The sequence below is a fragment of the Streptomyces sp. NPDC059456 genome, assembly GCF_042750055.1.
GTDB lineage: Bacteria > Actinomycetota > Actinomycetes > Streptomycetales > Streptomycetaceae > Streptomyces.
This window is the reverse complement of the sequence record NZ_JBHYVA010000627.1, coordinates 1-5060: the sequence shown is the minus strand read 5'-3', so window position 1 is coordinate 5060 and position 5060 is coordinate 1. Positions and strand designations below refer to the sequence as shown.

Annotated in this window: 8 protein-coding genes; 7 read left to right on the top strand and 1 reads right to left on the bottom strand. The window is 71.9% G+C overall.

What is annotated here, in order from left to right; translation table 11 throughout:
- The first annotated feature begins 82 nt into the window (after positions 1-82).
- The 3 genes from ACFXA3_RS35065 to ACFXA3_RS35055 all read left to right on the top strand — a co-directional run bounded on the left by ACFXA3_RS35065 (position 83) and on the right by ACFXA3_RS35055 (position 1705).
- Positions 83-433: a helix-turn-helix domain-containing protein gene (locus ACFXA3_RS35065; RefSeq protein WP_385193814.1), complete on the top strand. Its 351-nt coding sequence runs from the start codon at positions 83-85 to the stop codon at positions 431-433.
- Between the two features lie 247 nt (positions 434-680).
- A complete protein-coding gene (locus ACFXA3_RS35060; protein WP_385193812.1) occupies positions 681-884 on the top strand; it encodes a cold-shock protein in 204 nt (67 codons plus the stop codon).
- Positions 885-1201: 317 nt separating this feature from the next.
- Entirely contained in the window at positions 1202-1705 is a 504-nt protein-coding gene (locus ACFXA3_RS35055) for a TspO/MBR family protein (protein WP_385193810.1), read from the top strand.
- 184 nt (positions 1706-1889) lie between these two features.
- On the opposite strand, the gene ACFXA3_RS35050 is transcribed toward ACFXA3_RS35055, so the two are convergent.
- Positions 1890-2432, bottom strand: coding sequence for an EF-hand domain-containing protein (locus tag ACFXA3_RS35050; protein WP_385193808.1), 543 nt, complete (start codon positions 2430-2432; stop codon positions 1890-1892).
- An 87-nt stretch (positions 2433-2519) separates the two neighbouring features.
- On the opposite strand from ACFXA3_RS35050, the gene ACFXA3_RS35045 reads away from it, so the two are divergent.
- The 4 genes from ACFXA3_RS35045 to ACFXA3_RS35030 all read left to right on the top strand — a co-directional run bounded on the left by ACFXA3_RS35045 (position 2520) and on the right by ACFXA3_RS35030 (position 4862).
- A complete protein-coding gene (locus tag ACFXA3_RS35045) occupies positions 2520-2645 on the top strand; it encodes a hypothetical protein (RefSeq protein WP_385193806.1) in 126 nt (41 codons plus the stop codon).
- Positions 2645-2800 (top strand): hypothetical protein, encoded by a 156-nt coding sequence (locus tag ACFXA3_RS35040; RefSeq protein WP_385193803.1) that lies wholly within the window; start codon positions 2645-2647, stop codon positions 2798-2800. The genes ACFXA3_RS35045 and ACFXA3_RS35040 overlap by 1 nt, the downstream gene beginning before the upstream one ends.
- Before the next feature lie 176 nt (positions 2801-2976).
- Positions 2977-4284, top strand: coding sequence for a serpin family protein (locus ACFXA3_RS35035; protein ID WP_385193801.1), 1308 nt, complete (start codon positions 2977-2979; stop codon positions 4282-4284).
- Between the two features lie 83 nt (positions 4285-4367).
- Positions 4368-4862 (top strand): GNAT family N-acetyltransferase, encoded by a 495-nt coding sequence (locus ACFXA3_RS35030; RefSeq protein ID WP_385193816.1) that lies wholly within the window; start codon positions 4368-4370, stop codon positions 4860-4862.
- Positions 4863-5060: the final 198 nt, after the last annotated feature.

Below are 5060 nucleotides of genomic sequence, written 5' to 3'. Positions count from 1 at the left end.
CCTTTGGGTGTCAATGTTTTGGTGTGGGGGTGTTTCCTTTCCGGCCGCTGCCCCCCTCCACGCGTTCCATAAGAGAGGTTCGATGACAGCAGAAAACCCGGCCAGCCCGCTCGGCGGCCACCTGGACGACGACGACTTCCCCGCCTACACGATGGGCCGGGCCGCCGAGATGCTCGGCACCACCCAGGGCTTCCTGCGCGCTCTCGGCGAAGCCCGCCTGATCACCCCGCTCCGCTCAGCCGGCGGACACCGCCGCTACTCCCGCTACCAACTGCGCATCGCCGCCCGCGCACGCGAGCTCGTGGACCAGGGCACCCCGATCGAGGCGGCCTGCCGCATCATCGTCCTCGAAGACCAGCTCGAGGAAGCCCAGCGCATCAACGCCGAGTACCGCCGCGCCGCCGAGTCGGCGGGCCCGCCGTCCGCGGCCTGAGACCGTACCTCGCGCCGGCAGGCCGCCGGCGGGGCTGTGGCATCCACGGCGGGGGCACGCTGCCCGGGTTTCTCTGGTGACAGGGTGTGCGGGCGTGTACCGTCTGAGTCAGCTGTCGTGGTTCGGAAGTTCCCTTTGCCCAAGCCTTCGGCGTGGGTGTTTTGCTGTGCTGTGCCGCAGGAACCAGGGCGATCACCTCCGCCTTCCGCACGCTGTGGGAGGCGTTCGTCGACTGGAAGGCATGAGTATGGCTACGGGAACTGTGAAGTGGTTCAACGCGGAGAAGGGCTTCGGCTTCATCGCCCAGGACGGCGGCGGCCCGGACGTCTTCGCCCACTACTCCGGGATCAACTCCTCGGGCTTTCGTGAGCTCCAGGAGGGCCAGGCCGTGACGTTCGACGTCACTCAAGGCCAGAAGGGTCCCCAGGCCGAGAACATCACCCCGGCGTAACCCTCCCCACCCGCCTCTCGACCGTACGGGAACCGGCAGTCCTGCCGGACCAGAGCGCCTACCGTGACGTGGAACATGCCATCGGCCCGCGCAGCATCTGTTGCGCGGCCCGATCTCATGCCGAGACTGTCTGCCGCAGCGTTGGGCTTCGACGGGGTGCTGTGCGAGCCGGCTCCTGTCACGACACCCGCGGGGGTCGACGGATGGCCGGGGCGTCTCGTATACGGGGACCACGATGCCCGCCGGCGAGCGGCGGATCCCGGCGTGTCGGCGGATGGTTCGGTGAGGGCCGCCGGGCGAAGGGGAAGCATCTCCTCATGAGGCTGATCAGTGAGGACTCTCGACCCGTCGCGCCGTCCGGCTGGAAGCGGTACGCAGCAGCGTCCGTCGCGGTAGCGGCGGCCGCGACGGCAGGTTCGGTGCCCGTCGATGCGGACAGTGATTGGTACCGCAATCTGCATAAGCCCGCCTGGCAGCCGCCGTCGTGGGCGTTCGGAGTGGTGTGGACGCCGCTGTATGCCTCGATCGCCTTCGCGGCCGGCCACGCGCTGGGCCGCACTCGGGGGCGGGAGCGGGCCGCCACGGCCCTCTCGTTCGGCGTGAACCTGGCGCTCAACGCCGGATGGACGTGGCTGTTCTTCCGCCGCCGCAGCCCCCGAGCTGCGCTGGCCGGCATGCTGATCCTCGATCTCAGCAACGCCGAACTCATCCGCCGTACCGCAGGGACCGACCCGGTCGCCGCCCGTGCACTGCTGCCCTACGCCGCCTGGTGCGTCTTCGCCACCGCCCTGAACGCTTCCCTCACCCGCCGCAACACGTGACGAACATCCGTCATGCACAGGCTGGCGATGCTTTGCCTGCCGGCTCACCGGTCGCTCAGCTGCGTACACGGGCGAGCTGGTCGTTCATCTTGCGCAGAATCCGCACCACGACGTGCAGTTCGGCCGGGCTGAAGCGGGCACGCGCGGCATCGAAGCCGGCAAGCCTTTGGGCGGGCTCGGTGGTTCAGGCGGTGACGGCGAAGGCCTGCTGGGGTTCGCCGGTGGTGCAGTAGGCGGTGACGGCGGTGAGGATCTCGTCCTCGGCGATCAGTCCGGTGGAGTCGGTGCGGTGTTCGGCGGCGACGCGGCGAGCCTGTCCCGGCTCCGCGCCGAGCGCGACCAGCATGAGGTCGACCGCGTTGACGGTGACGCGGCGGTCGCCTTCGTGGTCGGCGGCCGTAAACACCGCCCGGTGCCTGGGCAGGGCGATCCGGGTGAATGCTTCCGGGTCCTGGTGCAGGCCGGTTAGGGCGGCGCCGACGAACTCCCCACGGGTGATGCGGCCATCGAGGTCGCCGTCCGCGAGGCCGGCCATGCCCTCCCAGTACCCGTCGGCCGCCTCCTGCAGAGCGGCGGTCTGGCCCGTGCCGTCGGCGACGTCGAAGGCGCGAGCGACCCGCTCGGCCATGAGCTGGAAGTCCCGGCGGGTGAAGTGTCCGTCACCGTCCTGGTCGAAGGTGTGGAAGCGGGCCGCCATCTTGGCCCCGTAGTCATCGAGCTCACTCACGGGGAAACCTCGCAGGTCATCACAGCAGGAAGAACGCCGAGACTAGGCGAGCCACGGAGGCCTCGGTGCTGCCGCACATATGCCCCCGTGCGCCGCCACCGGTGGCCGGTCTCGGTCAACCCCCACCTCCTGGTCAACCAGAAGACCGAGGTCGACCCGGACCACCCGGCAGTCGACATCGGACTGCTCCGCGGCGCCCTCCTCGCGGGCTGATGCTGAACGGCCTGCGTCAGGACCGCATCCTCAACGAGGCAGTCGAGAGCGCCGACCCGCTCCGCCTGATGAGTCTGTTCGGTATCACCGGGCAGACCGCCATGCGCCACGTCGCCACCGCCCACCCCGAACGCACCGCCGAACTGCCCCGGTAGCCCCATGAGGCTACCCGCACGGTCGGACATGCCACACTCCCCAGCCCCGTCCCGCCGCCGTGCCGTTCGCGCTGAACGGCGGCCTCGCCGACGACGTCGGCCACCAGAGCCTGCCGTAGCGGCGACCGGAGAAATCGGCTGCGGCCCGGCGGCGTTCGTCCCTTACCCTCCCGACCATGCGCAACTCGACGATCCGTGCGGTCAACCGGCTCACCGCACGCTGGGCCGAACAAGCCGTCGCCGGCGACACCGGCACAGTCCTCACGGCCGTGGGGGTCTGGCCCCTGCTCGCCCTCCTGGCCGACGGCGCGGCCGGCCCCGCCCGCGGGGAACTCTCCGAAGCCCTCGGCATATCCGCCGACTCGGCGGCCGCGGCCGCACGCGAACTCCTCGCCGACCTGTCCGGCGTACGGGGCCTCCAGACGGCCACGGGGCTGTGGGCCCTGCAGGAGCTGCCCCTGGAGCAGCGGTGGCTGGACGCGCTCCCGGACGGCGCGCACGGGATGCTGACCGGCGACCCCGACACCGACGCCAAGACCCTCGACGCCTGGGCCGCCGAACACACGGGCGGCCTGGTCGAGCGGATGCCGGTCGACTTCCAGCCGCCCCCCGCGCACAACCAGCTGGTGCTCGCCTCGGCGCTGGCCCAGCGGCTGCGCTGGATCCAGCCGTTCCGCTCCGGGATCGTCGAGCCGTCCGAAGGCCCCTGGGCCGGACGGGGCCTCACCGCGCTGCGCCGCAGCACCACCCTCCTGGACCGCGTCCGCGTGGCGCAGACCCCGGCGGGTCCGGTCACGGTGCTCGAGGTGGTCGGCGACGGCGGCGTGGACGTCCACCTGGTGCTGGGCGCACCTGGTGCGTCGCCGCGCCGGGTGCTGTCCGCAGGGGTGGACGTGGTGACCCGCGCGCTCGCGGCCACCGGCGCGAGCCTGCTGCCCGAGGGGAGCCCGGGTCCCGGCCTGCGCATCGGGACGGTCCTGTCGCTGAATCCGGAGCCGTATCTCCACATCCAGACGACGGCTTTCGACGTGACCGCCGAGCACGATCTCCTCGACCATCGCGCCCTGTTCGGCCTCGCCTCCGCCTCGGACACCGGCGCCGGCCACTTCCCGGGGATCAGCCCCCGCCCCCTGGCCGTGGGCTCGGCACGCCAGTCGGCGATGGCCCGCTTCCACGCCGAGGGCTTCGAGGCCGCGGCCGTGACGGCCGTCGCGGCGTACGCCGGCGCGGCCGCATCGCCCCGGTTTCGCTACCGCACCCGGCAGGCCGAGGTCTGCTTCGACCGCCCCTTCGGCTTCCTCGCCGTCCACCGCACCTCCCGCCTGGTGCTCGCAGCGGGCTGGGTCACCGATCCCCTGCCGTACGAGGAGCCCGAGTACCCCGAGTACGAGGAGTGGCAGAAGCGGGCCGAGGAAGAGGCAGCGGACGCCGAGTGGGAGGCGGAGCAGCGGGCCTCGGCGGAGCGGGCGCAGGAAGCGCAGTGAGCGTCGCCGAGGGCTCCGGCGTGCCGGAGGAGAGGCCGGGCCTGCGCATCCGGCGGAGGGCCGAAGACGATGTCGAGGCGTGCCTGCGCGTCCTCGCCGAGGTCCACCGGCACGACGGCTACCCCCTCAACTGGCCTGAGCAGCCCGGCGCCTGGCTGTCGGACGGCCCCCAGCTCGGCTCCTGGGTGGCCGAGCTCGACGGCCGCCCCGTCGGGCACATCGGCCTGTCGCACGCGGCCGCGGGCGATTCGGCCCCCGCCCTGTGGAGCGGGCGGACCGGCGCGCCGCGGGAGGCGGCCGCCGTGGTCACCCGGCTGTTCGTCTCCCCCGGCGCCAGGGGGCACGCCCTCGGCGCCCTGCTGGTCGGGCGGGCAGTGGAGGAAGCACAGCGGCACGGACTGTATCCGGTGCTCGACGTCCTGTCCGGCGATGCCGCCGCGGCAGCCCTGTACGAGCGGCTGGGCTGGGAGCTGATGGACACCGTCGAACAGCAGTGGAGTCCGCAGCAGACGGTGTACGTCCGGTGCTATGCCGCCCCGCACGCCGCCCGGTGGGCCTCGGCCAGCGCCCGCGTTTAGCAGAAGGACGGGACGCGGCCGGTGCCGCCGCGGCCCGACACCCGGCACCGGCACGTGGTGTACGCCGGCCAGGGAGCCGCGCCTTCCGGGTGTCAGAGGGAGTACTAAAGGGTGTTGCAGAAGGCTCAGTTCTGGGCATTTTGCCTGTATGGGTGGGGTGTTGCGGGCTGAGCTGGTGTGGGTAGAGACGTTCACGGG

Bases quoted from the DNA above. Each gene is read 5' to 3' on its own strand.
- ACFXA3_RS35035 (WP_385193801.1), top strand. From the start codon at position 2,977: ATGCGCAACTCGACGATCCGTGCGGTCAACCGGCTCACCGCACGCTGG.
- ACFXA3_RS35055 (WP_385193810.1), top strand. From the start codon at position 1,202: ATGAGGCTGATCAGTGAGGACTCTCGACCCGTCGCGCCGTCCGGCTGG.
- ACFXA3_RS35060 (WP_385193812.1), top strand. From the start codon at position 681: ATGGCTACGGGAACTGTGAAGTGGTTCAACGCGGAGAAGGGCTTCGGC.
- ACFXA3_RS35040 (WP_385193803.1), top strand. From the start codon at position 2,645: ATGCTGAACGGCCTGCGTCAGGACCGCATCCTCAACGAGGCAGTCGAG.
- ACFXA3_RS35065 (WP_385193814.1), top strand. From the start codon at position 83: ATGACAGCAGAAAACCCGGCCAGCCCGCTCGGCGGCCACCTGGACGAC.